The sequence below is a fragment of the Methylosinus sp. KRF6 genome (assembly GCF_018887255.1).
GTDB lineage: Bacteria > Pseudomonadota > Alphaproteobacteria > Rhizobiales > Beijerinckiaceae > Methylosinus > Methylosinus sporium.
Window position 1 is genome coordinate 1,632,940 of the sequence record NZ_JAHLJF010000001.1, and the last position, 25,334, is coordinate 1,658,273.

Sequence of the window (25,334 nt, forward strand, 5' to 3'; positions counted from 1 at the left end):
CCGATCACTCGACCTCCGAACACTCGATCCTGGCCAGCCTGCGGCCATTTCGTTGCGGAACTGTCAACTAAATCGATAAGCCGCGGGATTTTCGAATTTTCCGCTCCGCGTCGACCGACCGCTCGAGCTGATCGCCGATTAACGTGAGGAGGGGCCCGCGGACCCTTTTCACCTAAACGCCCAGACGCTATGACAGTCGCAGACTGCCCGAGCGGAACGGCGCCGCACGGGAAAGCCGAAAAATTTCTCCGTACCAGTCCCAATCAGTAAGCGCGGCGAATACGGCGCCCGCGTGGCGCAGCGAAAGCGACGGCAGATGAACGACAAGCCAGTGTTCCGAGGATCCTACACCGCTCTGGTCACGCCTTTCGCCGATGGCGCGGTCGATCACGCAGCCCTGCGCGCGCTCGTCGACTGGCAGATCGAGAGCGGGACGCATGGTCTGGTTCCGGTGGGTACGACGGGCGAGAGCCCGACTTTGAGCCATGAAGAACATCGCGCCGTCGTCGAAACCGTGATCCGCCAGGCCGCCGGCCGCGTCCCGGTCATCGCCGGCGCGGGCTCCAACAATACGCGCGAGGCGATCGAGCTCGCCCGCCATGCGCAGGAAGCCGGCGCCGATGGCGTGCTGGTCGTCACGCCTTATTACAACAAGCCGAATCAGGAAGGCCTCTACCAGCACTTCGCGGCGGTGGCGAACGCGATCTCCATTCCGATCATCGTCTACAACATCCCGCCGCGCTCCGTGGTCGATATCGGCGTCGCCACAATGGCCCGGCTCGCCGAGCTCGAGAACATCGCCGGCGTCAAGGACGCGACCGGCAATGTCGGCCGCATTCTCCAGCAGCGCGCCGCCTGCGGGCCGGACTTCGTGCAGTTCTCCGGCGACGACATTCTCGCTCTGGCGAGCGTCGCCGTGGGCGCGATCGGCGTCATCTCCGTGGTCTCCAATATCGCGCCGAAGCTCTGCGCCGATCTGCAGAATGCGGCGCTTGCCGGCGATTTCAAAACCGCTCTCGCGCTGCAGGACCGCCTGACCGCCCTGCAGCAGGCGGTCTTCCTCGAGGCCGGCGTGACCGGGGCCAAATACGCCCTCTCTCTGCTCGGCCGCGGGAACGAAGAGGTGCGGCTGCCGCTGGTCCCCTCCTCAGAGCCGACGAAAAAGGCCATTCGCGACGCGATGGTCGTCGCCGGCGTGCTGGACGCCTGAGCGGACAGCCGCGGGAAGCGAAACAAGTGGCCGAGAAGGAAAAGCCCAATTTCAAAGTCGTCGCCGACAATCGGCGCGCGCGCTTCGATTATGAGATCGGTGAGACCTTCGAGGCCGGCCTGTCGCTGATGGGCACAGAGGTGAAGTCTTTGCGCACCGGCAAGGCGACCATCGCCGAGAGCTACGCCCATGTCGATCGCAAGGGCGAGGTCTGGCTCGTCAACGCCACTATTCCCGAATATCTCTCCGGCAATCGCTTCAATCACGAGCCCAAAAGGCTGCGCAAGCTGCTGCTGAAGCAGCGCGAGATCGCCAAGCTGGCGCAGGGCGTCGAGCGCGAGGGCATGACCATCGTGCCGATGAAGCTCTATTTCAACGAGCGCGGCCGCGCCAAGCTGCAGATCGCGCTGGGCCGCGGCAAGAAGCTGCACGACAAGCGCGAGGTCGAGAAGAAGCGCGACTGGGGCCGCGAGAAGAGCCGGCTGCTGCGCGACCGCGGCTGAAGGACTCAGTGCAATTCGTCCAAAATTCCCCGGGCGCGCGCGAAGATCACGCTGAACATCTGCGGCGTCAGCGCGCCCGTATTGGTGTTGAGACGCGAGCAATGATAGCTGTCGATAAGAATAATCGATCGTTTGCTAGTATTCGCCGTGATCTCATGTTCGCGACCATGGGCGAAAGGAAAATCGGCCGGCTTCAGCGCGAAGGCGCGCAGCACGCCCTCATGCGCCACGCGGCCGAGCGCGACAATGAGCCGCACCCGTTTCAGCCGGCGAAATGTCGCGAATAGAAAGGGTCGACAGGCGGACAGCTCGGATGGAAGCGGCTTGTTGCCGGGCGGAACGCAACGCAGGACATTGGTGATTCGGCAATCGACGAGCGCGACGCCGTCATCCGCGCGGGCGTCATAGACTCCGCTGGAGAAGCCGAATTCCGCGAGCGTCGCATAGAGGAGACGGCCGGCGTCGTCGCCGGTGAAAGGGCGGCCGGTGCGATTGGCGCCCATGCGCCCCGGCGCGAGGCCGACCACCAGCATTCGCGCGTCCCGCGGCCCGAATTCGGCGACCGGCGCATTATGCCAATCGGGATGGCGCTCCCGCAGCTCGAGCCTGTACGCGACCAAGCGCGGACAGAGCGGGCAATCAGGGCCCGGCTCGTCCGCGCGTGAATCCGATTTTCGAGGCCGATCAGGCGTCGTGATCGTCGTCGGGGGCGCCGCCCGGCGTCACCGGCTGCGGCCGGCGCTCCTGGAAACGCTGCATACGCTCGGCGCGCTCACCCGGATCGCGGCCGATCTTGCCGACGAGATGGATGAGATCGACGAATTCGTCGGCCTGGCGGCGAAGCTCGTCGGCGATCATCGGCGGCTGCGTGGTGATCGTCGAGATCACCGAAACGCGCACGCCTTTGCGCTGCACCGCCTCGACCAGCGAACGGAAATCGCCGTCGCCGGAGAACAGCACCATATGGTCGATGTGCTCGGCCATCTCCATCGCGTCGACGGCGAGCTCTATGTCCATATTGCCCTTCACCTTGCGGCGGCCGAGCGAATCGACGAACTCCTTGGTCGGCTTGGTGACGACGGCGTAGCCGTTGTAGTCGAGCCAATCGATCAGCGGGCGGATCGACGAATATTCCTGATCCTCGATCAGCGCCGTGTAGTAGAAGGCGCGAATCAGCCGGCCCTTGCCCTGGAACTCCCGCAGCAGCCGCTTGTAGTCGATATCGAATCCGAGCGATTTGGCTGTCGCATAGAGGTTGGCGCCATCAATGAATAAGGCAATTCGTTCCGGGTCTGCCATCGTTGTTGGTCTCGCTTATGGGTCCAGTATCGAGGGGCCGCCGCTTGCCGCGCGCGCTGTCGACCCTACTGGCAGCACGCATCTCTACAGTGACGCGACTCTTAAAGTGACGCAAATCCAGCGCTGTCGCTCCCCCCGCCTCACGCTCCTCGAGCGTGCCGCCGCAACTCGCGCCTTTTGCGTACAGGATCGGTCACATTACAGTCACGCCCTTCGTTATGGTCGTAAATCGACCATGTATCGGCGGCCGTCAAGAGGGGAAGGCAAAAATTCCGCAGAGAAATACTACAGCAATAGACATCGGCGACCATAGGAGGAGGACACTCGGGGCGACGCCACGCATTGCCAGAGCCGAAAAATTAGTGTAGCAGGCCGACCGATCGAACGCTAGAGGAGTCCGAGAAGTCATGGCGCGCGTCACCGTCGAAGACTGCATCGACAAAATCGAGAACCGCTTCGATCTGGTCCTGCTCGCGGCGCATCGCGCGCGGCTGATCTCCTCGGGCCAGTCGATCCTGGTCGAGCGCGACAAGGACAAAAACCCTGTCGTCGCGCTTCGCGAAATCGCCGAGACCGCGCTTTCGCCGGACGATCTCAAGGAAGATTTCATCCATTCGTTACAACGCCATGTCGAGGTCGACGAGCCCGAGACCGAGACCGTGCCGTCTCTGGCCACGGCGCCGGATTCCGACGGCGGCGGCGATGCGCAGTTCGACCGTATGACGGAGGAGGATCTTCTCCGCGGCCTCGAGGGTCTCGTGCCTCCGGCCGAGGTCGAGGACGAAGGCGAGTAATCGCCCGCCGAAGGGCGTTTCTCCGATTGCCGGCTCCCGAAAAGGCGCTCGGGAGGGGATGAAACCCTAAGTCTTTGCCGGGGAGATGAGGAGGGACGCGCGCCTTTCGGCGTTCATCCGATTGCCCCGCCCTCGCCCGCCGAAAACGCTAGGGACTGGCGACGAGCTGTTCTACAATCGAACTCGAATGCGGCCGTCGGCCGGTTTCGGGCGCTCGCGCCGTCTCCCGTCCGATCTTCTCCCGTGAGCTCCGCGACGCCTCCCGACGATCCGCGCAACCCGATCGCCGGTCGACGCCTATGATGCGCCAATACGAGCTCGTCGAGCGAGTTCGAAAATATAATCCGCAGGTCGACGAGGACCTGCTCAATCGCGCCTATGTCTACGCCATGAAGGCGCATGGCCAGCAGACGCGCGCCTCCGGCGACCCTTATTTCTCGCATCCGCTCGAAGTGGCGGCGATCCTCACCGACCTCAAGCTCGACGACGCCACCATCGTCGCCGCCGTGCTGCACGATACGGTGGAGGACACGAGCTCGACGCTCGACGAGATCAACCGTCTATTCGGCCCGCAGATCGGCAAGCTGGTCGATGGGCTGACCAAGATCGAGAAGCTCGACCTCGTCTCCAAAAAAGCCGCGCAGGGCGAGAATTTCCGCAAGCTTCTGCTCGCCGTCGCCGAGGATGTGCGCGTGCTTCTGGTCAAGCTCGCGGACCGGCTGCACAATATGCGCACGCTGCATTTCGTGCCGCCGGAAAAGCGCGCGCGCATCGCGCAGGAGACGCTGGACATTTATGCGCCGCTCGCTGGCCGCATGGGTATGCAGCGCCTGCGCGAGGAGTTGGAAGGCCTCGCCTTCCGCCATCTGACGCCAGAGGCCTATCAGGCGATCGAATCCCGCCTGCACGATCTGCGCGCCAAAAATGGCCGCATCATCAAAAAGATCGAGAAGGAGCTGACGCAGGAGTTCGCCACGCGCGGAATTCACGCGGCCGTCACCGGGCGGCAGAAGACGCCCTATTCCGTCTGGCGCAAGATGGAGCGCAAGTCGATCGCCTTCGAGCAGCTCTCCGATATTTTCGGATTTCGCATCATCGTCGACGATGTCGAGGATTGCTATCGCGCGCTCGGCATAGTGCACACCAAATGGCCGAGCGTGCCGGGGCGGTTTAAGGATTATATCTCGACGCCCAAGCAGAACGACTATCGCTCCATTCACACCACTGTGATCGGCCCCGGCCATCAGCGCGTCGAGCTGCAGATCCGCACCGCGACCATGCATGAGATCGCCCGCTTCGGCATCGCCGCTCATGCGCTCTACAAGGATTCCTCCAGCGACGAGGGCAAGGAGGAGCTGGCCAAGGAGAGCCGCGCCTTCAAATGGCTGCAGGACACGCTGGAATTGCTCGCCCATGGCGACAGCCCGGAAGAATTCCTCGAGCATACGCGGCTCGAATTGTTTCAGGACCAGGTGTTCTGCTTCACGCCCAAGGGCGGGCTGATCGCTCTGCCGCGCGGCGCGACGCCGATCGATTTCGCCTATGCGGTGCATACGCGCGTCGGCGATTCCGCCGTCGGCGCCAAGATCAACGGACGCATTGCGCCGGTGCTGTCGCAATTGCAGAATGGCGACGAGGTGGAGATCATTCGCGCCGAGAGCCATGTGCCGCCGGCGGCCTGGGAGTCGCTCGTCGTCACCGGCAAGGCGCGCTCCGCCATCCGCCGCGCGACGCGCGAGGCCGTGCGGATGCAATATGCCGGGCTCGGGCGCCAGATCGTCACTCGCGCCTTCGAGCGCGCCGGGCGTCCGGTCTCGGACGAGAAGCTCAAGGCTGCGCTGCCGCGGCTCGCCCGCGCCTCGCTGGAGGACGCTTTCGCCGCCGTCGGCCGCGGCGAGATCTATTCCGGCGATGTGGTGAAATCCGTCTATCCGGATTTCAGCGAGGAGCGCAAACCCGCCCCGCAGATGCGCCTCGAGCCGGGCGAGCCCGGCTGGTTCGGCATGAAGTCCAATGTCAATGTGGTGTTCAAGGCGCCGGGCGCCTCCGATCAGGCCAGCGCCATTCCGATTCGCGGCCTGCGCGGCGACGTTCCGGTGCGCTTCGCGCCCGAGGGCGGCGCCGTGCCGGGCGACCGCATCGTCGGCATACTGACGCCGGGCGAAGGCATCACCATCTATCCCATCCAATCGCCGGCGCTGACCGCCTTCGACGATCAGCCGGACCGCTGGCTCGACGTGCGCTGGGACATCGACCCGGAAAATCGGGAGCTCTTCCCGGCCCGGCTCGTGGTGACGGCGATCAACGAGCCGGGAACGCTGGGCGGGCTGGCGACGCTGATCGGCGAAACGGGAGCCAATATCGACAATGTCGCCTTCGCCATTCATTCTCCCGACTTCCGTGAGATGCGATTCGATCTCGAAGTCGCCGATTTGAAACATTTGAACGACATCATCGCCCGGCTGCGGGCCAGCGCTCTGGTCAGCAAGGTCGAGCGCGTCATCGGGTGAGGAAACATGACTGCTCGCCGCATACGTCTCGGCGTGAATGTCGATCACGTCGCCACCGTTCGCAACGCCCGCGGCGGCCTCTCGCCGGACCCTGTGCGCGCCGCTCTGCTGGCGATCGAGGCCGGCGCCGACGGCATTACAGCGCATTTGCGGGAGGATCGCCGCCATATTCGCGACGCCGACATGGCGCGGCTGAAGGCGGAAATCTCCAAGCCCGAAATCTCAAAGCCGCTCAATTTCGAAATGGCCGCGACCGAGCAGATGCTCGATATCGCGCTCCAGACCAAGCCGCACGCCGTCTGCCTGGTGCCGGAGCGCCGCACCGAGCGCACCACCGAGGGCGGGCTCGACGTCATCGGCGGACATGACCATCTCGTCCCCTTCGTCGACGAGCTGAATCGCGCCGGCATTCGCGTCTCGCTCTTCATCGAGCCGAGCGCGGAGGCGATCGACGCCGCGGCTTCGATCAAGGCGCCGGTCGTCGAGCTGCATACGGGCGCCTGGTGCCATGCGGTGGAGGTGGGGGAGCTCGAGGCGGCCGAGCGCGAGTTCGCCCGCATCGTGGCGGCCGCGGCCCATACGACGGTGCGCGGGCTCGAGTGCCACGCCGGCCATGGGCTGGACTATGCGACGGCGCGGCGCATCGCGGCGCTGCCGCAGATCGTCGAGCTGAACATCGGCCATTTCCTCGTCGGCGAGGCGGTCTTCATCGGCCTCGCCGAATCGATCCGCGCCATGCGCCGGGCGATCGACGAAGGCGCGGGCGCCGCATGATCATCGGCTTCGGCAGCGATCTCTGCGACATTCGCCGCATAGAGCAGGCGCTCGAGCGCTATGGCGAGCGCTTTGTCCGCCGCTGCTTCACCGATGTCGAACGCGAGAAATCGGAAGGACGCGCCGCCCGCGCGGCCTCCTATGCCAAGCGCTTCGCCGCCAAGGAGGCCTGCGCCAAGGCGCTCGGCACCGGCATAAGCGACGGAATTACCTGGAAAACCATGGGCGTCGTCAATCTGCCCTCCGGCAAGCCGACGGTCGAGCTGACCGGCGCCGCCGCCGAGCGTCTGGCCGCGATCGCGCCGCAGGGCGCGCGGATCGTCATTCACCTCACATTGACCGACGAATATCCGCTCGCGCAGGCCCAGGTTCTCATAGAGGCGCTGACGTGATAGACGAGCTTTGCGAGCGAGCCTGAAGGCGCGCGGTCCGAAGCCCGATGGACCCGCGCCTTCAGGCTCGCTCGCAAGCGGACGACCAAGAGCGGCTTTGGCCAACTTAAGGAGTGACGTGGTTTGAGCAGGAACGTCTCGGTCGCCGAACGGCGCGACGAAGGTGGATTGCTCGAGACGATCAAGGTGATCGTCCAGGCGCTGGTCATCGCGCTCGTCATTCGCACGCTGCTGTTTCAGCCCTTCAACATTCCCTCGGGCTCGATGATCCCGACATTGCTGATCGGCGATTATGTCTTCGTCTCGAAATACGCCTATGGCTATTCGAACTACTCGCTGCCCTCCGTGCCTTATCTCGATTGGCGGCTCGATCTCTTCTCCGGCCGCGTGCTCGGCTCGCAGCCCAAGCGCGGCGACGTCGTCGTGTTCAAGCTGCCGCGCGACAATGAGACCGATTACATCAAGCGCGTGATCGGTCTGCCCGGCGACCGCGTCCAGATGATCGACGGCCGCCTCTATCTCAACGGCGAGATCGTGCCGCGCGAGGCCAAGCCCCGGGAAAAGCACGAGAGCCGCGACGGCCGCGAGACCGAGGTCCCGACCTATATCGAGACCTTGCCCGGCGGCGTCGCCCATACGATCATCGAGATCGACGGCGATCACGGCTATAAGGACAACACCGAGCTCTTCGTGGTGCCGCCGAACAATTATTTCATGATGGGCGACAATCGCGACAATTCCACCGATTCGCGCTTCGCGCCGGCGGAAGGCGGCGTCGGCTATGTGCCCTTCGAAAATCTGGTGGGCCGCGCCGAGATCATCTTCTTCTCGGTGCAGAAGGACGAATATGCTCTGGCCTTCTGGCGCTGGCCATGGACGGTCAGATGGGATCGCCTGTTCAAGCCGGCGCATTGACGCCGCTCGGCAAAAAGCAGACGCAAATGGGCGCTCGCAGTCGAGAGGACCTCGCCGTCCTCGAGGCGAATGTCGGCCATGGCTTCGCCAATCGCGGCCTGCTGGAACATGCGCTGACCCATGTCAGCGCCTCCGCCGCACGGCCGGAATCCTACGAGCGGCTGGAGTTTCTCGGCGATCGTGTGCTCGGCGTCGTCGTCGCCCATATGCTCTATGAGCATTTCCCGCAGGAGAGCGAAGGGGAATTGTCGCGGCGACTCGCCGATCTCGTGCGCAAGGAATCCTGCGCCGAAGTCGCCGAGCGCTGGGGCGTCGGCCCCTTCATGCGGCTCGGCGACGGCGAGGCGCAGACGGGCGGGCGGAAGAAACGCGCCATATTGGGCGATATGTGCGAGGCGATCATCGGGGCGGTCTATCTCGACGGCGGCCCGCAGGCGGCCGAGGCCGTGGTGCGCGCCGCTTTCGCCGAACGTATGCGCGCGCCGGGGCGCCGGCTGCGCGACGCCAAGACCGCGCTGCAGGAATGGGCGCAGGCCCGACGTCTCGCCACGCCGCGCTATCTGCTGGCCGCGCGCAGCGGGCCGGATCACGCGCCCTTCTTCGAGGTGGCGGTGGAGGTGGAGGGTTTCGAGGCCGCGCGCGGCGCCGGCGCCTCCAAGCGCGCCGCGGAGCAATCCGCCGCCCAAGCCTTTCTCGACCGCGAGGGGATCGAGCGGGAGGACGCGTGAGAAACAGCTCCGCGACCACGAAAACACAATCCCCTCGTCCCGAGGTGCTTTTTGCGGAACGCAAAAAGCCTCGAAGGATGCTCCAGCGCGCGGCGTCGCGACCCTTCGAGACGCCGGCTCCTCGAGGTGAGGGCGCTGACTTGGACCAGGGCTTCATGCCAACATCGAAAGGCGCATTCTCGTGACCGAAACAAGCTGTGGCTTCGTCGCCTTGGTCGGCGCGCCCAACGCCGGCAAATCGACGCTGCTCAATCAGCTCGTCGGCGCGAAAGTCTCCATCGTCTCGCGCAAGGCGCAGACGACGCGCGCCCTCGTGCGCGGCATAGCGCTGGAGGGCGAGGCGCAGATCATCCTCGTCGACACGCCCGGCATTTTCGCGCCAAAGCGCCGGCTCGACCGCGCCATGGTGGCGAGCGCCATCTCCGGCGCCGGAGACGCCGACGCCATCGTGCTGCTGGTCGACGCGCGCCGCGGCCTCGTTCCCGAGGTGGAGGAGATCGTCGCCAAGCTCGCCGCGCTCTCCGCGCCCAAGATTCTCGCGCTCAACAAGATCGATCTCGTGCCGCGCGACTCTCTGCTGGCGCTCACGGCGGCGCTCACGCAAAAGGCGAATTTCATCGAGACCTATATGATCTCGGCGCTGAACGGCGACGGCGTCGCCGATCTCAAAGCCGAGCTCGCCGCGCTGATGAAGCCCTCGCCCTGGCTCTATCCCGAAGACCAGCTCTCCGATGCGCCGCTGCGGCTGCTCGCCGCCGAGATCACGCGCGAAAAAATCTTCGAGCGTCTGCACGACGAATTGCCCTATCAATCGACGGTCGAGACCGATTCCTGGCAAAATCAGAAGGACGGCTCGGCGCGCATAGAGCAGACGATCTATGTCACCCGCGACGGGCAGAAGAAGATCGTCATCGGCGAAGGCGGCCGCACCATAAAGGCGATCGGCCAGGCCGCGCGCCGCGAGATCGCCGAGGCCGCCGAGCAGAAGGTGCATCTCTTCTTGTTCGTGAAGGTGCGCGAGAACTGGGCCGACGACCCCGAGCGCTATCGCGAGATGCGGCTGGATTTCCCGAAGGAGTGACGCGGCCGACATTGCGCGAAAAGATCATCCGCTCGCCTTCAGCCGCAAGCCTCTCGGCACGATCCACGACTCGGCGAGATCGAACAGCCCTTGCACGGCGAGCGCCATCAGCGCCGCCGGAATCGCGCCCTCGAGGATCAGCGCGAAATTGTCCAGCCGCACGCCGGTGAAGATCGGCTGGCCATAGCCGCCGGCGCCGATGAGCGCGCCCAAAGTCGCCGTGCCGACATTGATGACCGCCGCCGTCTTCAGCCCCGCGAGTATCGCCGGCGAAGCCATCGGCAATTCGACGAGAAGCAAGCGCCGCCAGGGCGAAAGGCCGATGGCGATCGCCGAATTTTCGATCGCGCGCGGAATCGTCGTGAGGCCGGTCGCGACATTCCGCACGATCGGTAGCAGGCTATAGAGGAAGAGCGCGACGATGGCGGGCGGCGCGCCGATGCCGAGCAGCGGAATCATGAAGACGAGCAGAGCCAACGAGGGAATCGTCTGCAGCACGCTGGCGAGGCCGAGAATCGCATGGCCGAGGCGCGGGCGCTTCGCCGCCGCGACGCCGAGCGGCACAGCGACGAGGATCGCCGCCGCGAGCGAGACGCCGACGAGAAAGAGATGCTCGCGCGTGCGTCGCCACAGGCGCTCGGCGAGGCTCTGCGAAGGCGCCGGCGCCTCGACGCCGAATTGCGTGGCGACGAAATTCGCCGCCGCCTCGCGTTCTGTGCGAAGTCCCGTCCTCACCGCGACATTCATCGCGATCATCGCCGGCGCGTCGATGCGGCCCTCGAGCCGCAGCATGGACATGACCGCCCGCGGCGCGCGCTGCTCGAGATCGGCGCGATAGAGCAGGACGGCGCGATTTTCCGCGAAGAGCTTGCGGTCGTCGATGAGCACGAGAATGCGCCGATCGGCGATCTGCGGATCGGTGGCGTAGAGATCGACGACATCGATCGCGCCCTCGATGAGACCCTTATAGGCGATGTCGTGATCGAGCCCGCGCACATCCTCCGCGGCGAGCCCATAGGCGGCGCGCAGCGCCGGCCAGCCATCGGCGCGGGCGAGCAATTCCTCGCTCAAGCCGAAGACGAGCGAAGGATGCCGCGCGAGATCGGAGATATCGCGAACGCCCAGCGCCTCGGCCTTGTCGCGCCGCATTCCCAGCGCATAGCCATTGCCGAAGCCGAGCGGCAGGCTCATGCGCAGCCCGAGCTCGCCGAGCGCGTCGGCGAGCTGGCGATCATTGGCGAGCCGCAGCTCGGCGAGAATCTCCTGCCGCAGCGTGCCCGTATATTCGGGATAGGCGTCGATCTCGCCGGAGAGCAGCGCATTCCAGACGAGCCGCGTGCCGCCGAGCGCCGGCCGGCGAATGACGCGCGCGCCCGAGGCGGCGGCGAGATCGGCGACAATGTTCGAGAGAATGACGGATTCGGTGAAGGTCTTCGAGCCGATGCGCACAGCGTCTCCCTCGCGCGCGCAGGCGCCGAGCAGAAGAAGCGCGAGCAGCATTGCGAGAGCGCGCCTCATCGCGCGCCCCCGGGCGGAAGCGGCAGATCGGACAGCCGCCGCGCGCTGGCGCGCACGAAGCGCGTCACGAATTCTTCCGCCGGCCGCTCGACGAAATCGGCGAAGCGTCCTTGCTGGACGATGCGGCCGCGATTCATCAGCACGATTCTCTCGGCGAAGAAGCCGGCCTCGGCGAGATCATGCGTGACGATGACGACGGTCTTGCGCAGCCGCGCGAAAATCGCGGCGAGATCGTCCTGAAGATCGGCGCGGATCAGCGGATCGAGCGCGCCGAGAGGCTCGTCCATCAGCAAAATCTCGGGATCGAGCATCAGCGCGCGCATCAGCGCCACGCGCTGCCGCTGGCCGCCGGAAAGCTCGGCCGGAAAGCGCTCCAGCGCCTCGGCCGGAAAGCGCGTGAGCTGTAGCAGCTCCTCGAGCCGCGCCGCGCGACGCTCCGCCGGCCAGCCCGTCTCGCGCGCCATCAGCTCAATGTTGCGGCGCGCGGTGAGATGCGGGAAAAGGCCGCCCTCCTGAATCACATAGCCCATGAGGCGCCGGAGCTTCTCCGCCGAGAGCGGCGTCAGCAGATGGCGCGCCACCTCGATCTCGCCGTCATCGGGCGTCGTGAGCCCGACGATCATGGACAGAAGCGTGGATTTGCCGGAGCCGGAGGGGCCGATCAGCGCCGTGGCGCGCGCGGGCTCTATCGTCAGCGTGACGTCGTCGACGACGCGCGCGCCGCCGAAACATTTACTGACATGCTCCAATCGGATCATGACTGCGCCGCGACGTCGGGGCTGACGTCCTTCATCTGTCGCGCGCGGCCGGGGTTCCAAGGTGCGGCGGCGCGACGCTCGAGCTCGCCTTTCGAAAGAGCGGTCGAGTCGCCAGCGACGCCCTCGGGTTGAATCCCGCGCGCCGACGTGAGATTTTTCGCGCTCCCGCAGCGGCTCGCTCGGCGTTTCGCCCACAAAGCGTCCATATGGCGTCACAACGCAAGATCATTCACGTCGACATGGACGCTTTCTATGCGTCGGTCGAACAGCGCGATAATCCACAATTGCGCGGAAGACCCGTCGCCGTCGGCTCGCCGCGCGCGCGCGGCGTCGTGGCGGCGGCGAGCTATGAGGCGCGCGCTTTCGGCGTGCGCTCGGCCATGCCCTCGGTCACTGCGATGAGGCGCTGTCCCGATCTCGTTTTCGCGCCGCCGCGCTTCGACGTCTATCGCGAGGTCTCGCGCCGCATTCGCGCGATCTTTCTCGACTATACGCCCTTGGTCGAGCCGCTCTCGCTGGACGAGGCCTATCTCGACGTCACCGACAATCGCAAGCGCATCGCCTCCGCAACTCGTATCGCAGAAGAGATCAGAGCGCGCATTCGCGAGGAGACGCGGCTCACGGCCTCGGCCGGCGTCTCCTACAACAAATTTCTCGCCAAGCTCGCTTCCGACCAGAACAAGCCGAATGGTCTCTTCGTCATCCCGCCGGACAAGGGCGCCGATTTCGTCGCCGCCCTGCCGATCGGCAAGTTCCACGGCGTCGGGCCGGCGACGACGAAGAAAATGAATGCGCTCGGCATAGAGACGGGCCTCGATCTGCGCGCCAAGACGCTGCCTTTCCTGCAAATGCATTTCGGCAAAGCGGGCGGCTATTATTACGGCATCGCGCGCGGCGTCGACGATCGCGAGGTGCGGCCGGACCGCATTCGAAAATCGATCGGCGCCGAAGTGACCTTCGCGCAGGACCTCTTCGCTTTGGACGAGGCCGTCGCCGCTCTCGCGCCCATCGTCACGCGCGTCGCCGCCCATTGCGAGGGCGCGCGAATCACGGGACGCACGGTTACGGTCAAAGTCAAATATGCGGATTTTCAGCAGATCACGCGGCGCAGCACCAGCGTGGCGCCGATCGCCTCGCGCGCCGCGCTGGAGGCGGCGGCGCGGGCGCTGCTGCATCCGCTGTTTCCCTCGCCGAAGGGCGTGCGTTTGCTCGGCGTCACGCTCTCGTCGCTGGCGCCGGCGGGCGAAGCCGTCGATTCGCAGCTGAGCTTGGGGGTGTGACGCGAATAGCGAGCAGGCGGCGAGCCGCCTGCTCGCTATTCGCCGGCCTCCATCGGCTCCTCACGGCGTCCACGGATACGTCCACGTCTCCGTCAACGTGAGCGGACCGGCCTTGAGGAAGACGCGGACATCCGCCGTCTGTCCCGATTTCGCCGCCACGTCGAACATCACGCGTATCCCGTCAATATGCGGATTGGCGGCGACGCTCGAGCGAATGACGGAGCCGTTCGCGGCCGAGGCGACCACCTCCACCTGCGAGGGATCATTGACGTAATAAGCGAGATCGCCGCCGGCGAAATCGACGAGGAAGCGATGCGCGCCGGGCGCCGTCGACTCGCCCGAGCCGAGCGCTCGCGCCGGCGTGTCGAAAGTGTTCACCGCGCGGCCATTGGGCGACAGACGCGGCTGATCGAGCAGCGAGGTGATGCGATAGGCATAAGAGAAGGGCTTGCCGATCTCGAGCGGCTGCGCGCCGACGAAGGCGGCGACGATATTGTCGTTGGTCTCGTCGAGCGTCGGAAGCTCCAGCAGCTCGACGGCGCCCTCGCCCCAGGCGCCTTGCGGCTCGATGAAATAGCTCGGCCGGCGCTCATAGGCGAGGTCGATGTCCTGATAGGCCTCGAAATTGCGGTCGCGCTGCATCAGCCCGAAGCCGCGAATATTGGGATCGGAGAAAGTGGTCAGCCGCGCGATCGGCGCATTGGCGAGCGGGCGCCAGAGCCATTCCTTCGAATCGCCATGGACGAGCAGACCGTCCGAATCATGCAGCTCGGTGCGGAAGCCGTCGCGCATACGGCGGTCGTTCTCGCCGGTGAGATACATTGAAGTGAGCGGCGCGAGGCCGAACTTCCCCTTGCGGCGCGGGAAGATCGTCGCCTGCACGTCGATCGTGCTGTCCTGGCCCGTCGCGAGATCGAAGCGATAGGCGCCGGTCGCCGCCTCGCCGTCGAGCAGCGCGTAAATGGTGATGCGATTGCTTCCCGGCTGCGGGGTCTCGATCCAGAATTCGCGGAAGAAGGGGAAGACCTCCGTATTGTCGCCGCAGTCGACGCAGAGCCCGCGCGCCGAAAGCCCGTAGCGCTGGCCGCGACCGAGAAAGCGAAAATAGCTCGCGCCGAGGAAGGAGATCACCTCGTCGTGAACATGCGGATCATTGAGCGGAAAATGCAGGCGGAAGCCGGCGAAGCCGATGTTGATCGGCAGAGTCTTCTCGAATTTGTTGCGGCCGTAGTCGAACAGCGACGCCGAATAAGGGATAGGCGTCGGAATGCCGTCCCTGATCGTGTTCACCGTCACCGGGCGCTTGTAGAGAAAGCCGAGATGGAAGGTGTGCAGCCGGAAAGAACCGGGAATATTGGAGAACAGCGCTTTTTCCGGACGGAAGCGCAGATCGCGGAAGGAGTCGAAGTCGAGCTTCGCCAATTCGTCCGGCAGCTGCGGCGGCGCCGCCTCGAAAGGCGCGCCCGCGAGCTCGCGGGCGCGGCGCGTCACATCCTCGAGACCGAAGCGCGGCTGTTGCCCATTGGGGACGGATTGTGCGACCGCGCGCCCCAGCGGCGCGGCCTGAGCGCCCGCCGCGACCATCGCGCCGAGAAGCCGGCGGCGTGTGATATCGATCATTTCAGTCGGTTTCCGGAAAAAAGCGACGAGCGGGAGCCCGTCTTCGCATCATGAACGAATCGGGCGTTCTTCGAGACGCCGCCCCGTCCTCACGAGCGCGGCCCGCCGCTCGGCCCCGTCCGGGCTTCTGCCTATCCGGCTTTGCGCCGGGCCGCAAGACGCTCCGACTAATCCCGGTCAGAGGCGTAAAATCGGCCGAAGGCGGACAAATTTCGTCTCGGCGCGAAAAAGCTCTTGCAGAGCCGGTGAAAGCGCGTATTTACGTCTTTGCCCAATTTCGCACGTGCCTGTGGTCGTGTGTCGGTCGGCGGGGATCCGGACAAGAGGCCGGTCAACCGTCGGAATAAAACCGGCAGCCGGAGGCGAAACCGGCGAACCTCGCCTGAGCGAGGGATCGCGACTTAAAGCAACGACGGACCGGGCTTTTTCGTCTCTGTCGACCCTCCAAAGGTCGGCGTACCGAAGAGGCTTGTCTTTCTTGCCGGGCGTGCGGAAAGGGAAAAATCCCCTTCCAAGCGATGGCTATTCGAATCGGATTCGATGTCCGTCCGGGCATTCGCGTCCGTGCTTCGTCTAGCCGACGGCGCATCACCCGACCGTCCTGCGCCTCGCCGCGAGCGAGGCCGTGACGGTCATGGAACGCAGTCGTCTCGATGTTCAGCGCGCCTCCACAGCGTGCTGCGCAAACGGCGGCGTGCATCCGATCGAAGCCCTTGGCCACTCCGCGGCTCTTTATGCCGCGACTTCGTTGGGGATGCCGCAAATGACGGATCGTATTCGCGAATTTTTGGAGGCCCGTCGTCGCGCCGGACGCGATGTCGGCCCCTGCCTCGTCGTCGACCTCGAGGTCGTGCGCGACAATTACACGAGCTTCGCCAAGGCGCTGCCGGACACGCGCGTATTCTACGCGGTGAAGGCCAATCCGGCGCCGGAAGTGCTCTCGCTGCTCGCCTCGCTCGGCTCCTGCTTCGACACGGCCTCCGTCGTCGAGATCGAGCAGGCCATGGCCGCCGGCGCGGCTCCCGATCGCATCAGCTTCGGCAATACGATCAAGAAGGAGCGTGACATCGCCCGCGCCTATGCGCTGGGCGTGCGCCTCTTCGCGGTCGACTGCGAGGCGGAGGTCGAGAAGATCGCCCGCGCCGCCCCGGGCTCCAAGGTGTTCTGCCGCATTCTCTGCGACGGAACCGGAGCCGAATGGCCGCTGTCGCGCAAATTCGGCTGCGCGCCGGATATGGCGCCGCGCGTCCTCGAGCACGCTCATCGCCTCGGACTTTCGGCTTATGGCGTCTCCTTCCATGTCGGCTCGCAGCAGGGCAATCCGAACATGTGGGACGGCGCGCTGAAGTCGGCCTCGTCGATCTTCCGCGATCTCGCCGAGCGCGGCATTCAGCTGCAGATGGTCAATCTCGGCGGCGGATTTCCGACCCGCTATCTCAAGAATGTGCCGGCCGTTAAGGCCTATGGCCAGGCGATCTTCCGAGCGCTGTCGAAGCATTTCGGCAATCGCATTCCCGAGACGATCATCGAGCCCGGCCGCGGCATGGTCGGCAACGCCGGCGTGATCGAGGCCGAGGTCGTGCTGGTGTCGAAGAAGTCGCAGGAGGACGAGGTTCGCTGGGTCTATCTCGACATCGGCAAGTTCAATGGCCTCGCCGAGACGACCGACGAGATGATCCGCTATCCGATCCGCACAGCAGCGGACGGTTCGGCGACCGCGCCTTGCGTCATCGCCGGCCCGAGCTGCGATTCGGTCGATGTGCTGTATGAGAAGGAGCCCTACCTCCTGCCCATCAGCCTGGAGATCGGCTCCAAAGTGCTGATCGAAGGAACCGGCGCCTATACGACGACTTATTCGTCGGTGGGCTTCAACGGCTTTCCGCCGCTCGAATCCTTCGTCATCTGACGCCTCTGGACCGCGAGCCTTCGGGCTCGCAGCCCCCGCCCAAAAATTTGTCCCGTTCGGCGGGCGCGCGATGCGCGCCAGGCGCGAGGGTCGTCCGTCCTCGAAGGGAGGAACCGATGGCCTTTGAATTCCCTCACCATCAGATCGCCTCGCACGGCTTTGCGCGGGTCGGAGCGCCAGTCGACATCGGCGCGGCCTTCGACATTCTCGACGAGGCGCCGCAGGATGTGTCGGCCCGCGAAGCGCTGCTCGACGAGGCCTTCGGCCCGGCGCGTTTTCTCAAGACCTGTGAGAGGCTGCGCGAAGGACGCATTCCGGCGCGCGGGCTGGCGCTCGTCGCCAAGGGCGAGGGCCGCCTCATCGCGACGATGCGCATGTGGCCGATCTTCGCCGGCGCCGGACGCCCGGCGCTTCTGCTGGGTCCGGTGGCGGTGGCGCGCGATTGTCGCGCGCTCGGCCTCGGCGCCGCGATGATCGAGGAAGGCCTCGCCCGGGCGACCGCACGCAATCATCGCGCGGTTCTGCTGGTCGGCGACGCGCCCTATTATGCGCGCTTCGGCTTCGACGCCCGCTTCACGCGAGACCTCGTCCTGCCCGGGCCGGTGGAGCGCGAACGCTTCCTCGGGCTGGAGCTGACGAAAGGCGCGCTCGAGGGCGCCGAGGGCCGCGTTTCCGGCGCGGGCGCACGGGACGCCGTCGCGATGCCGCGGCGGGCGCGGGAGCTCGCGCGCGCCGCCTGATCGGCGAAGCAGAAAGCGCGCCGAAAAGGCCTGCTTTCGTTTCTGCAGAGAGCGTTTCCTGCCGAAGGGGACGCCGGCTCGGCGTCGGAAGGGCGGTCGAAAACAAGAGCCCGGAATAGAATTCTGGAATAGAAAAAGGCCCGAAGTCTCACGACTTCGGGCCTTTTTGATCGGGAGAGCGGCGCCGCTGCGCGTCAGTGCGCCAGCGACTTCACATCCGCAATGCCGGCGGAGACGAAATCGGCGCCGGCGACGCCCTTGCGCAGCACCGCCTCGGCGACCTTCACCGCAGCGTCGGCGGCGCTGGCGCGCACCTCGGCGGCGGCCTGAGCCTCGGCCTGGGCGATCTTGTCCTCCACCTGCTTGGTGCGGCGGGTGATGTAGTCCTCGAGGCGCTGGCGCGCTTCGCTCGCCAGCAATTCGGCCTCGCTCTTGGCCTGAGCGACGATCGCCTTGGCCTCTTCCTCGGCCTCCTCGCGCTTCTTCTCGAAAGAGGCGAACAGGTTCTCGGCCTCGCTGCGCAAGCGCTCGGCCTCGGCGAGCTCGCTCTTGATCCGAATCACGCGCGAATCGAGCGCGGCCGCGAGCTTCTTATGCGCTCCCACATAGAGGAGCACACAGACGAAAATGCCGAAGCCGATGGCGACGAAAACTTCCGCGTCGAAATGCATGGCTCGACCTCTCAACTCGCCTTGATGTTACGAAATTCGCCTTGCAGCGTCTCGGCGGCGACGCGGGCGCCCGTCAACTTCTCGAGGATCGCGCCGGCGGCTTCGGTGGCGATCGCCTCGACATTGGACAACGCCTCTGATTTGGCGGCGAGAATCTGCGCCTCCGCGGCGGCGACCTTCTCGGCGAAGGCGGCCTCTTCGCTCGCGCGACGCGAGGCGGTCTCGGACGCAGACTGCTGCTGGGCGGCGCGGCCGATGTCCTGCGCCTGCGCCTTGGTGACGCGCAATGTCTCGTCATGCGCGGCGGCGGCTTCCTGCGCCTTCGCCTGGAGCTCGCGCGAGGCGAAGAGATCGCTCTCGATGCGGCTCTCGCGGTCGTGCAGGATGGAGCCGATGCGCGGCAATGCGATGCGCGACATGAGAATGTAGAGAAGTCCGAACGTCAGCGCCAGCCAGACGAGCTGCGGAACGAAATTCTCCGTCTGGAACGGCGGAAACTCGCCTCCACCGTGATGCTCGACGCTCGTTTGCGTCGCGCCCGGCTCATGGGCTCCATGCGGCGCCGCCTCTTCGGCGGCGAGAACGATATTCGCCATGACGGCTTCCAGCCTCTTGTCTGCGTGGGAGACGACAAAGGCTCGGGACGCGTCCCGAGCCTTTGTTCATTAAGGCCTTTAGGCCTTGAGATAGAGCAGGATCGCGATCAGAAACGCGAAGATGCCGAGACCTTCGGCCAGCGCCGCGCCGATGATGGCGTTGGTGAACTGAGCGGCCGCGGCCGACGGATTGCGCAGAGCGCCATTGAGATAGTTGCCGAAGATGATCGCGACGCCGATCGCGGCGGCGCCCGTTCCGATGGCGGCGAGACCAGCGCCGATCGGGCCGTAGACGGAAACATCAGCCATTGTTAACTCCTGCTCTTTTTGGGCGGGCGACCATTTATTGTTCGAATATTTATCAGTGGCCCGGGTGGATCGCGTCATTGAGATAGACGCAAGTGAGGACGGTGAAGACGAACGCCTGGAGGCAATTGACCAGCAGCTCCAGGGCGTAGAGCACGACGACGCCGAGCACGGGAACCGGCGCGAGCGCGGCCCAGGAGCCGGCGCCCAGCAGCATCACGGCGAGGCCGCCGAAGACGGCGAGCGTGATGTGGCCGGCGAGAATATTGGCGAAGAGACGAACCGAGAGCGACACGGGCCGCGACAGGAAGGAGATGATCTCGATCGGGATCAGAATGACCAGCACCGGCGCGGGAACGCCATGCGGCACGAACAGCCGCAGAAAGCCGAAGCCATGGCGGTAGAGCCCGTAGAGGATCACCAGAAGAAGGACGAAGGCCGCGAAGGCGAAGGTGAGGACGATCTGGCTCGACAGCGAATAGGTGTAGGGGACGAGGCCGATCAGATTCGACATCAGGATGAAGGTGAACAGCGTGAAGACGAAGGGGAAGAAGCGCATCCCTTCCTTGCCCGCCGTGGAGCGCACCGTATTGGCCACGAATTCGTAGAGAACCTCGGCGAGCGCCTGTCCGCGGCCCGGCACCAGTGCGCGCTTGGACGTCGCGAATATGGTGAGAATGATGGCCGCCGAAGCGGCGAGCAGCATGTAGAGCGAGGCGTTGGTGAAGGAGACGTCGACGCCATTGATGAAGTAAGGCGCAATACGCTGGAGCTCGAACTGCTCGGTAGGATTCATCGCTCGATCCGGACGACGCCCGGCCCTTCATCTCCGCGGCGCCGAGGAAGTCGGGCCGCCTGTTTCATCCGCCGCCTCGCGCGTCTTTCGGCGCGACGAAGCGAAACACATTGTAGAAGCCCGCGGCGACGCCGAGCCCCAGAAACAGGATCAGCAGCCACGGCCCGGAGCCGAACCAGCGATCCGCCTGCCATCCGATCAGCGCGCCGACGAGAATCGCCGCGACAAATTCGGACAGCACGGTGAAGCCCGCGCTCAGCGCCTTTCCGAACGACCCGCCGACCGGCAATCCGCCGCCTGTCTCGGCGCGTCGCTCCGCTTCCTTGCCGACGAGCTCGGCCTGGAGTCGCTCCAGCCGCGCGCGCAGATCTCGGTCGCTCTCGTTCTTGTCCATCGTCATCGGCTCTCCTCCCCGCGCAAAAGCTTCAGAGCACGCGCGAGCAGCATAGATGATCGCCGAGGAAACGCCCGGACAGGGGCGACGGAAGGGATTTCGACGCGACGCGATATCGGCCGGGCGGCCAAGTCGTTCGAGCCGCGCGCAACATATGGGCAGCGCCATTTCGTGTCAAGCCGCAGTCGCAGCCGCGAATCCCCCGGAAAACCAGGGTTTTTTCGCAATTGTCCAATTCTTGCGCAGACTCCTTTTCGCGGTTGCGAGATGGCGCGGAGCGGCGATGCGGAAAAGCCGCCCCGCGCCCGCCGCCAGGGGATGGCGGGCGCGAGACCGCGAGGTCAGCCGATGACGGCCTTCACGCCATCCTCTCCGAGCAGCGCTTTGACGCGCATCAAGAGCTGAAGAACCACGCCGAACACGCCGAGCGCCATCCAGCCGAAGAAGACGAAGCCCCAATGCAGCGGCGCGACGAACAGCTCCTCCATGAACCAGAACGTATGGCCCCATTCATTGAGGCCGACATTGGGGATGATCATGAAGGGGCCGACGGCGACGATCAGATAGGCCAGCGAATAGCCCTTGGAGAAATAGGGGATGCGCGTCTTGGCGTGGAAGAAGGCGCCCACCGCCATGATCGAGTAGATCGGATAGCTCATGTAGAATTCGATGATATGCGACGGGGTGAAATCCGTGTCGCGGATCACCGTCATATGCCAGGTGCCGTCCTGCTCGGTGAAGAAGCTCGCGCCCCAATAGATGGCGATGGCGTAGATCGTCAGCCATTTCATATTGTCGACGAGCGCGCGCAGCTCCTGGCGCGGCGTCACCTTGGACATGTCGCGCGTGCGCGTCTTCCACAAATAGCCGGCGAGGCCGAGGCCGGCGACCAGCTCCAGCGGAATCTCGGTCCACAATATCGTCAGCCAATAGGTCTGGAACTCCGGCGCGAAGGAATCGAGGCCGGCGCGCCAGCCGAAAATCTGCTCATAAATGCGCACCATCAGATAGAAAGTGCAGAGCGCCGCGGCGCCGATCCAGAACAGCTTCAAATCGACGATCACATCCGTGTCGTCCGCGACGCCGGCCTTGCCGGCGGTCTCCGTCGTGAGGCTCATTTCTCTCTCCTTTTTTCGTCTTGCGTCCGCGCCCGCTTCCGCACGGCCGCAAGGAGAGGTAAGGTCCGCCTCTCTCTTTGGTAAAATGCATTGTTTTCATCGTGCTATCGAAAATTTTCAGTGGCGTCGGCGGCGCCGTTCTGGCGTCATCTTCACGAGCGATCCTCGCTTTGCGCGGGGGACGAATGGCGGGCGCATGACCGAGCTGCGGAACTTCGATCTCAATCTTCTCGTCGCCTTCAACTTTCTGATGGAGGAGCGCAATGTCTCGCGCGCGGCGCAAAAGATGTTCATCACGCAATCGGCGATGAGCCATGTGCTGCAGCGCCTGCGCCAGCAGCTCGACGATCCGGTGCTGGTGAAGACGCCACAAGGGATGAAGCCGACGCAGCGCGCGCTCGCCCTGGTCGAGCCGGTCGCTTCCATATTGAACGAGGTCGAGCAGGTGATCCGCGGCTCGAAGGAGTTCTCACCGGCGACGACGCAGCGGCGCTTCACCATAGCGACGAATGATTACGTCGAATTCTGCCTGTTGCCGCCGCTGATGCGGTCGGTGAGCCGGCAGGCGCCCAATGTGGAAATCCATCTCGTGCAGACGTCGGGATCGCTACGCGAGGCGGCGGACGCCGGCGAGGTCGATCTCGTCATCGGCTTCGACGTGATATTGGATTCGACGCCCTATGTGCGGCGCGAGCGGCTCTACACGGATCGCATCGTCGCGCTGGCGCGGCGCGACCATCCCGATTTTCCGACGAACGAGCCGACGCTCGAGCAATTCGTCGCGGCGAAACATATGCTGATGTCGCGGCGCGAGGCGGGCACGGGCATCATCGACGATTGGCTGGAGCGGCGCGGCCTCGCGCGCAAGGTTTCGCTCGTCGTGCCGAATTTTCTCTCGGCGCCCTGGATCGTGGCGAGCAGCGATCTCGTCTTCTCATTGCCGCTGCGCATCGCCGAGCATTTCGTGCGTCTCGCGCCGCTGCGAATATTGGAGATACCGATCGAGTTCCCGACCTATGACCTCTTGATGGTGTGGCGCTCGCTGCAGGACCGCGAGCCGGCGCACGCTTGGCTGCGCCGCGAGATCGTGGAGATTTGCCGCGGCGTCGTGGAGAGGCCGGAGGACAGCGAGTTGCAGCATGCGCGGGAAGAAGGAAAGGCGCCAGCGTAATGCAACCACCGCCTCAGCGCCACCTCGAGTGGAGCAAATAGTGTGAACTGTGCGCTCGCTAAAGACGGAGTCGATCGATAATTTTGTCGGCCAGAGCTCGAAAATTTTTCCTGGCCTCGATCACGCCGGCCTGATGCGCGCCAATTGCGCCATCCGCCGCCCTCAGGTCGAAAATCGGTTTCATTGCATCCTGCGCCATCGGCATCAAGGATCGATAATCCTTCAATTCCGCGAAGCAGTTGGGATCTTGATGCGGATCGCGGCAACTTACGTCGACCTGTCCCAGGACGTATTGTCGATAGGCGGCGGGCATTTCCGCCGCCCAATTGAGATAGGCTCGCGCCGGACGTCCCGAGCGCATCGAAAAGCGGCTGATGACATAGCCGATGGGCTCCATTGCGCCCTCAGGCGCTTCGAAACCCAAGCCTTGTGGCACGCGCTTCTTTTTTTCCGACCAGTCTTCCCGCCAAGTGGTCAAGGTCTTGCCGACATTTTTCAGCCCCTGAAGCGAGAATGCATCGCTGCCGAGAGGAATCACAACATGATCACTCGCCACCAGGGCCGCGCGATTCAGCGGTCCGAGATTCGGGCCGACATCGATGAGCGCTATCGTCGCGTTTTGCTTGCGCGCCACCGCAGCGATTGCCCTATGGAAACCGCATATCGTCCGAAACGCCTTCTTTTTCGTCGGCTCTTCGGAGGAAAGGCAATTCCCCCATTGAGTGGACAATTCGCTTTCGGCTCCGGAAAGAGCCAAATCGCCAGGGATAAGCGTCAGGCCTTCCGTCATGATTTCGGCGTCCACCTCGGCGAGGTCGCCCAACCCTTCCAGCAAAGGCAGAAACGCCTGATAGATGGTTCGAACGCCATGGCCCGTTTCCAACAGCCGCGCCGCACGATCCTCCCCGAGGAAAAATGTCGTGACATTGGCTTGCGGATCGAGGTCGCAGACGACCACTTTATAGCCCATCTCATTGAGCATCCAGGCCAAATGAAAGACGAGCGATGTCTTGCCGACGCCGCCTTTGTTGTTGAAGAAGGCGACTGTCTTCATCGAGCGGCTCGCACTACGACGAATACGAAATTTCCGTCAGCACGTATTTCCAACGGCGGATTACCATTATCCTCCAGTGACTTGCGTGCGAGAGGAATGCCTACGCCGAACCTCTCCACCAAGCCTAAATTATGCATCGCTTCCGCGACATTCGGATTCCGATATCCGGTGAAGCCCGGCTCTCCCAATTTGTCCGGTTGGATTTGAAACGGACCGCCGGGATTATCGATTTGGATTCTGTCGTCGAACCAAGTCACTCTGATCGGCGCGGCGATTTCGTAATCACGGTGCATGACGGCGTTTCGGACAATCTGCTGAAGGGCGACCATCGGATAGAGCGACTGCTTGACATGCCGTCCGCCGGGGATGGTCAGTGATGTCACATTATGCGCGGAGAGCTTTTCCTCCAGAACACGTACGACGACGTCGATAGTGCCACTCGAACGCGCCTCATCGATCGTGTCGTCGGTGATTTTGTCCCCCGCGACCCGACGAAATTGCACATAAGCGCCGGGCAACCAAGAAAGTGGATCGATTCCGACGACGAGCAAACCGGTCGGCGTGGCGCGGCCCTCTCCATCCATGAGCTTGAGAGCGGCGAGCTGTTGCTCCACCGAACGCCCGTTTTCCGCCAAAACCAACGGGTTCACGGCCTCGGTCAAATAGTCCAGTTGAAATCGCTTCACATCCAGATCGCCGATCGCGCTTCCCGAGATGCCGCGCGCATCGAAAGGCAACGCCCGGCCTTTGCGTTGCTCGATAAGCCTTCGTTCTTCCTCCGACGTTGCCCGCGTAGTCGTTGTTCCGATCCGCACATAAGCAATGCCGTGACGGCGAACGGGGGGCGATTCCGACGGAGAGACCTCCAGAACTATTACCGTTTTGTCCTGAACGGCGACGGGCGTGACGGTCATCGAGGGGGTCGGTGTAATGTTTCCGTCCACTCGAAGTTGCGCCAATTTTTGCAATGTCGCGTCGTCACTCGGCGCTCCGACGATTCGTCCATCTTTGTCGACGCCGATCAAGATCAATCCAGGGTTGCCGAGCCCGCTGATGTCATTGGCGAACGCGCACACGGTCTTGCTGACGCCATCGAGACCGGCGATCGATTCCTTGAACTCTATCGTTGTCGCTTCGCCTTTGGTGGCGAGCGCCTCGAGATCGTGTGGAGCAGGCATGTCGCCTCTCTCTCAGCAAGTT

The 25,334-nt window shown here is 64.4% G+C and carries 26 protein-coding genes; 13 read left to right on the forward strand and 13 right to left on the reverse strand.

Annotated features, from left to right (window positions below):
• The first annotated feature begins 316 nt into the window (after positions 1 to 316).
• Together dapA and smpB are read left to right on the forward strand one after the other, a co-directional pair.
• Entirely contained in the window at positions 317 to 1,210 is an 894-nt protein-coding gene (dapA, locus tag KP010_RS07860; protein ID WP_108915712.1) for a 4-hydroxy-tetrahydrodipicolinate synthase, read from the forward strand.
• Positions 1,211 to 1,236: 26 nt separating this feature from the next.
• Positions 1,237 to 1,713, forward strand: coding sequence for an SsrA-binding protein SmpB (gene smpB, locus KP010_RS07865; protein WP_108915711.1), 477 nt, complete (start codon positions 1,237 to 1,239; stop codon positions 1,711 to 1,713).
• Positions 1,714 to 1,718: 5 nt separating this feature from the next.
• Here the strand turns inward: smpB and KP010_RS07870 are convergent, their stop codons facing one another.
• Positions 1,719 to 2,333 (reverse strand): uracil-DNA glycosylase, encoded by a 615-nt coding sequence (locus tag KP010_RS07870; RefSeq protein WP_246659682.1) that lies wholly within the window; start codon positions 2,331 to 2,333, stop codon positions 1,719 to 1,721.
• A 64-nt stretch (positions 2,334 to 2,397) separates the two neighbouring features.
• Positions 2,398 to 3,012, reverse strand: a complete 615-nt coding sequence (locus KP010_RS07875) for an NYN domain-containing protein (protein ID WP_108915709.1) — start codon at positions 3,010 to 3,012, stop codon at positions 2,398 to 2,400.
• A 407-nt stretch (positions 3,013 to 3,419) separates the two neighbouring features.
• Between KP010_RS07875 and rpoZ the strand changes: the two genes are divergently transcribed.
• From rpoZ to era, 7 genes are all read left to right on the forward strand, one after another.
• Positions 3,420 to 3,806, forward strand: a complete 387-nt coding sequence (rpoZ, locus tag KP010_RS07880) for a DNA-directed RNA polymerase subunit omega (protein ID WP_142861614.1) — start codon at positions 3,420 to 3,422, stop codon at positions 3,804 to 3,806.
• Positions 3,807 to 4,105: 299 nt separating this feature from the next.
• A complete protein-coding gene (locus KP010_RS07885; RefSeq protein ID WP_108915707.1) occupies positions 4,106 to 6,316 on the forward strand; it encodes a bifunctional (p)ppGpp synthetase/guanosine-3',5'-bis(diphosphate) 3'-pyrophosphohydrolase in 2,211 nt (736 codons plus the stop codon).
• Between the two features lie 6 nt (positions 6,317 to 6,322).
• Positions 6,323 to 7,090: a pyridoxine 5'-phosphate synthase gene (locus tag KP010_RS07890; RefSeq protein ID WP_142861615.1), complete on the forward strand. Its 768-nt coding sequence runs from the start codon at positions 6,323 to 6,325 to the stop codon at positions 7,088 to 7,090.
• Positions 7,087 to 7,482, forward strand: a complete 396-nt coding sequence (gene acpS, locus KP010_RS07895) for a holo-ACP synthase (RefSeq protein ID WP_142861616.1) — start codon at positions 7,087 to 7,089, stop codon at positions 7,480 to 7,482. Before KP010_RS07890 ends, acpS begins: the two co-directional genes overlap by 4 nt.
• Before the next feature lie 123 nt (positions 7,483 to 7,605).
• On the forward strand, positions 7,606 to 8,397 hold the full coding sequence (lepB, locus tag KP010_RS07900) for a signal peptidase I (RefSeq protein WP_108915704.1): 792 nt from the start codon (positions 7,606 to 7,608) through the stop codon (positions 8,395 to 8,397).
• Between the two features lie 26 nt (positions 8,398 to 8,423).
• The gene (gene rnc / locus KP010_RS07905) at positions 8,424 to 9,125 is read left to right on the forward strand and encodes a ribonuclease III (RefSeq protein WP_108915824.1); all 702 of its coding nucleotides are present in this window, start codon (positions 8,424 to 8,426) and stop codon (positions 9,123 to 9,125) included.
• A gap of 181 nt (positions 9,126 to 9,306) precedes the next feature.
• Positions 9,307 to 10,206, forward strand: coding sequence for a GTPase Era (gene era, locus KP010_RS07910; protein ID WP_108915703.1), 900 nt, complete (start codon positions 9,307 to 9,309; stop codon positions 10,204 to 10,206).
• A 24-nt stretch (positions 10,207 to 10,230) separates the two neighbouring features.
• On the opposite strand, the gene KP010_RS07915 is transcribed toward era, so the two are convergent.
• Positions 10,231 to 11,706 carry a glycine betaine ABC transporter substrate-binding protein gene (locus tag KP010_RS07915; RefSeq protein ID WP_142861619.1) on the reverse strand — a complete coding sequence of 492 codons (1,476 nt, stop codon included), beginning with the start codon at positions 11,704 to 11,706 and terminating at the stop codon, positions 10,231 to 10,233.
• 14 nt (positions 11,707 to 11,720) lie between these two features.
• Positions 11,721 to 12,482 carry an ATP-binding cassette domain-containing protein gene (locus KP010_RS07920; protein ID WP_166144176.1) on the reverse strand — a complete coding sequence of 254 codons (762 nt, stop codon included), beginning with the start codon at positions 12,480 to 12,482 and terminating at the stop codon, positions 11,721 to 11,723.
• Positions 12,483 to 12,688: 206 nt separating this feature from the next.
• Here KP010_RS07920 and dinB point away from each other — a divergent pair, with 206 nt between their 5' ends.
• Positions 12,689 to 13,762: a DNA polymerase IV gene (dinB, locus tag KP010_RS07925; protein ID WP_108915700.1), complete on the forward strand. Its 1,074-nt coding sequence runs from the start codon at positions 12,689 to 12,691 to the stop codon at positions 13,760 to 13,762.
• Between the two features lie 60 nt (positions 13,763 to 13,822).
• Here the strand turns inward: dinB and KP010_RS07930 are convergent, their stop codons facing one another.
• Complete coding sequence (locus tag KP010_RS07930; RefSeq protein WP_108915699.1) at positions 13,823 to 15,382, reverse strand: glucan biosynthesis protein; 1,560 nt, start codon at positions 15,380 to 15,382, stop codon at positions 13,823 to 13,825.
• 763 nt (positions 15,383 to 16,145) lie between these two features.
• Between KP010_RS07930 and KP010_RS07935 the strand changes: the two genes are divergently transcribed.
• Both KP010_RS07935 and KP010_RS07940 read left to right on the forward strand, forming a co-directional pair.
• Entirely contained in the window at positions 16,146 to 17,288 is a 1,143-nt protein-coding gene (locus KP010_RS07935) for a type III PLP-dependent enzyme (RefSeq protein WP_142863542.1), read from the forward strand.
• A gap of 116 nt (positions 17,289 to 17,404) precedes the next feature.
• The gene (locus KP010_RS07940; protein ID WP_142863541.1) at positions 17,405 to 18,028 is read left to right on the forward strand and encodes a GNAT family N-acetyltransferase; all 624 of its coding nucleotides are present in this window, start codon (positions 17,405 to 17,407) and stop codon (positions 18,026 to 18,028) included.
• 194 nt (positions 18,029 to 18,222) lie between these two features.
• Here KP010_RS07940 and KP010_RS07945 read toward each other — a convergent pair whose 3' ends face one another.
• The 6 genes from KP010_RS07945 to amoC form a co-directional block, all read right to left on the reverse strand.
• A complete protein-coding gene (locus KP010_RS07945; protein WP_142863540.1) occupies positions 18,223 to 18,699 on the reverse strand; it encodes an ATP F0F1 synthase subunit B in 477 nt (158 codons plus the stop codon).
• Positions 18,700 to 18,710: 11 nt separating this feature from the next.
• Entirely contained in the window at positions 18,711 to 19,295 is a 585-nt protein-coding gene (locus tag KP010_RS07950) for an ATPase (RefSeq protein ID WP_142863539.1), read from the reverse strand.
• Positions 19,296 to 19,373: 78 nt separating this feature from the next.
• Entirely contained in the window at positions 19,374 to 19,604 is a 231-nt protein-coding gene (locus KP010_RS07955) for a F0F1 ATP synthase subunit C (RefSeq protein WP_018267102.1), read from the reverse strand.
• A gap of 52 nt (positions 19,605 to 19,656) precedes the next feature.
• Entirely contained in the window at positions 19,657 to 20,397 is a 741-nt protein-coding gene (locus KP010_RS07960) for a F0F1 ATP synthase subunit A (protein ID WP_018267103.1), read from the reverse strand.
• 64 nt (positions 20,398 to 20,461) lie between these two features.
• Positions 20,462 to 20,797, reverse strand: a complete 336-nt coding sequence (locus KP010_RS07965) for an AtpZ/AtpI family protein (protein WP_108915694.1) — start codon at positions 20,795 to 20,797, stop codon at positions 20,462 to 20,464.
• 335 nt (positions 20,798 to 21,132) lie between these two features.
• Positions 21,133 to 21,909, reverse strand: a complete 777-nt coding sequence (gene amoC, locus KP010_RS07970) for a bacterial ammonia monooxygenase, subunit AmoC (protein WP_108915693.1) — start codon at positions 21,907 to 21,909, stop codon at positions 21,133 to 21,135.
• A 196-nt stretch (positions 21,910 to 22,105) separates the two neighbouring features.
• Between amoC and KP010_RS07975 the strand changes: the two genes are divergently transcribed.
• Positions 22,106 to 23,080, forward strand: coding sequence for a LysR family transcriptional regulator (locus tag KP010_RS07975; protein ID WP_142863538.1), 975 nt, complete (start codon positions 22,106 to 22,108; stop codon positions 23,078 to 23,080).
• A 58-nt stretch (positions 23,081 to 23,138) separates the two neighbouring features.
• Here the strand turns inward: KP010_RS07975 and KP010_RS07980 are convergent, their stop codons facing one another.
• Together KP010_RS07980 and KP010_RS07985 are read right to left on the reverse strand one after the other, a co-directional pair.
• Complete coding sequence (locus tag KP010_RS07980) at positions 23,139 to 24,134, reverse strand: ParA family protein (RefSeq protein WP_142863537.1); 996 nt, start codon at positions 24,132 to 24,134, stop codon at positions 23,139 to 23,141.
• Positions 24,131 to 25,312 carry an RNA-binding domain-containing protein gene (locus KP010_RS07985; RefSeq protein WP_142863536.1) on the reverse strand — a complete coding sequence of 394 codons (1,182 nt, stop codon included), beginning with the start codon at positions 25,310 to 25,312 and terminating at the stop codon, positions 24,131 to 24,133. The genes KP010_RS07980 and KP010_RS07985 overlap by 4 nt, the downstream gene beginning before the upstream one ends.
• Positions 25,313 to 25,334 lie beyond the last annotated feature (22 nt).